Origin of the sequence: Kosmotoga sp. DU53, from assembly GCF_001639905.1 — a bacterium.
GTDB lineage: Bacteria > Thermotogota > Thermotogae > Petrotogales > Kosmotogaceae > Kosmotoga > Kosmotoga olearia.
On the sequence record NZ_JGCK01000090.1, the window covers coordinates 1 to 1,938 of the forward strand.

Annotated in this window: 2 protein-coding genes and 1 pseudogene; 1 reads left to right on the forward strand and 2 read right to left on the reverse strand. The window is 38.0% G+C overall.

Annotation, left to right across the window (positions count from 1 at the left end; all coding sequences use genetic code 11):
• Together DU53_RS11635 and DU53_RS11640 are read right to left on the reverse strand one after the other, a co-directional pair.
• Window positions 1–144, reverse strand: a pseudogene (locus DU53_RS11635) (transposase); the annotation flags it as partial.
• Window positions 145–176: 32 nt separating this feature from the next.
• On the reverse strand, window positions 177–1,535 hold the full coding sequence (locus DU53_RS11640; RefSeq protein WP_063728799.1) for a hypothetical protein: 1,359 nt from the start codon (window positions 1,533–1,535) through the stop codon (window positions 177–179).
• 156 nt (window positions 1,536–1,691) lie between these two features.
• Between DU53_RS11640 and DU53_RS12355 the strand changes: the two genes are divergently transcribed.
• Window positions 1,692–1,829, forward strand: a complete 138-nt coding sequence (locus tag DU53_RS12355; protein ID WP_015868141.1) for a hypothetical protein — start codon at window positions 1,692–1,694, stop codon at window positions 1,827–1,829.
• Window positions 1,830–1,938: the final 109 nt, after the last annotated feature.

Sequence of the window (1,938 nt, forward strand, 5' to 3'; positions counted from 1 at the left end):
CCTTCGAGAAACCTGTCACGCCATTTGTAATTACTGAGCTTGTGAAATTCCATGTTCTCTGCAGATTTGAGAAACGCTCTTTTCTCGACGAAGCCCTTCCAGAATTATTGCCATCTTTTCTTCTGCCGAGAGTTTCTTTGCCATTAACTGCACCCCCTTGCCTTTATTTTATCTCTCTACTTTTTACCTGTCCAATTCTTCAGGGGTGCAGTATAAGCCTTGTGTATCGCCATTTTCCTTCCCTCCACGTATGGATGTGCTTTTACCATATCGGCCACAAAATTCATTGTTTCGTACCTTTTGCTCATAAGATTTGCAAATACGTTTATATTGCGAAGGGATTTATATGCTTCAAGTAATTTGTCTTTCCTCGAGAGGTAAAACTTCTCCCTGTCAGCAAGTGCGATAAATGTGGAAAAGAAAAGGCGTTTTCTCTCTGAAAACGGAAGTTTTTCCAAATATTGAATTGCTTCTTCAAAGCTTTTTTCAATCCTATGTTTTACCAATTCGTTGTATACAGGATAAGGCATTCTGGTAATATCCACATTTCTACTTTCTGTTATTCCTTCTATTATCTTCCTCAGCGTATTTCCTCTTATCACCTTTGTCTTACCCGTGAAAATTGCCGAAAGGTCCCCTATACTTACGTTTTCTTTTCTGTATGGATCTATCAGCGATTTGAGGTATTTCCTCAGCTTTTCTGTATTTTCGTACATAGAGATATTGTAATTGGGAATGAATTTTTCTGCTTCCCTTGAAAGTTTTTCATAGTTCTTTGGTACTGGCAGAGATGCAATTATTCGCGCTGTTTGCGCTATGGAACATGAATTATTTGCTTTCTCAATCACAAATAACGAGTCAAGACATCCAAAGAGATTGCCTGGAACCTCTCGGTAATAACCAAGATAACACACCGCTTTTTTTGCTATCGACTGAGCCCAAAATGGATGTTTTTCCCTTATTCTCCATGCAAGGCCGTTAAGGGAACTGATAATTCCTGAAGGATGGGGGATATTCTTTGAGATCCTGTATGCCTGAATGTAATGATTAACTGCCTGAGAGAGTTTTCCTTCTTCAGCGAGTCTTCGCGCATAACCAAGATGATGAAAAGTGATGGCAGATAATATCTTTTTATCCCCCCAAATTCTTGTTTTTCTCTTCAATTTCACTGTTCCCCATCTCGCTTCTACGTTTAAAATAACTGCTTCTATTTCTTCTCGTGTCCTTCCGCTTATTTTATTCAAATTGCTTTTTAGAAATTGGTAAAGCTTTTCATCTTTGTTCCCGAGACTTGCCTTACACGACAGCTCCCTTGCAAAAAGCATATAGCGCATGCTGCTATTTCCACAAAGATCAAGTGCCTTATGGGTGTAATAAAGCGCTTTGTTATAGTCACCTTTCCACGTATGTACAAAAGAAAGCGCAGTGTACCTTATATTATCTGACAAATTGGAATTGATGACTTTAATTATTAAAGGTTTTGCAAATGCACCATATCTGAATACAGGCATGAACAATTCGGGCAGTTTCTTCACTTTTCCAACCCCTTGTTTCAGTTATAACGGAAAAATGCGAATGTAACGATTTCAAGCAATTTTAGGCTCTGAAACTTACTACAGAAGCGAATTACAGAATTTAAAAATTTGAAAAATCACATAGAATGTATTATTCTGCAAATAAGGGGGGAAATAATGAAAAAATCCATAAAGATTTTGCTGATATTAATAATGTTGTTCTTAACAGTAACAATAGCGTTTGCTGATGAAACAGATGCAAATGCTAACACAGAAAACACAAATCCTGTGATAACCCAGCATGCCGACAACTGACTCATTCTCATTCTATCACAACCGGCCATGGACAAAACTCGCAGAATTGCACAAAAAGGCTAAAGTGAAATAGGCTGTAACAAGAAAACAGCTAAAGTGGGGCAGTGCG

What these genes read in the sequence shown, in the direction of transcription:
- DU53_RS12355 (WP_015868141.1), top strand. Translation starts at nt 1,692, where the DNA reads ATGAAAAAATCCATAAAGATTTTGCTGATATTAATAATGTTGTTCTTA.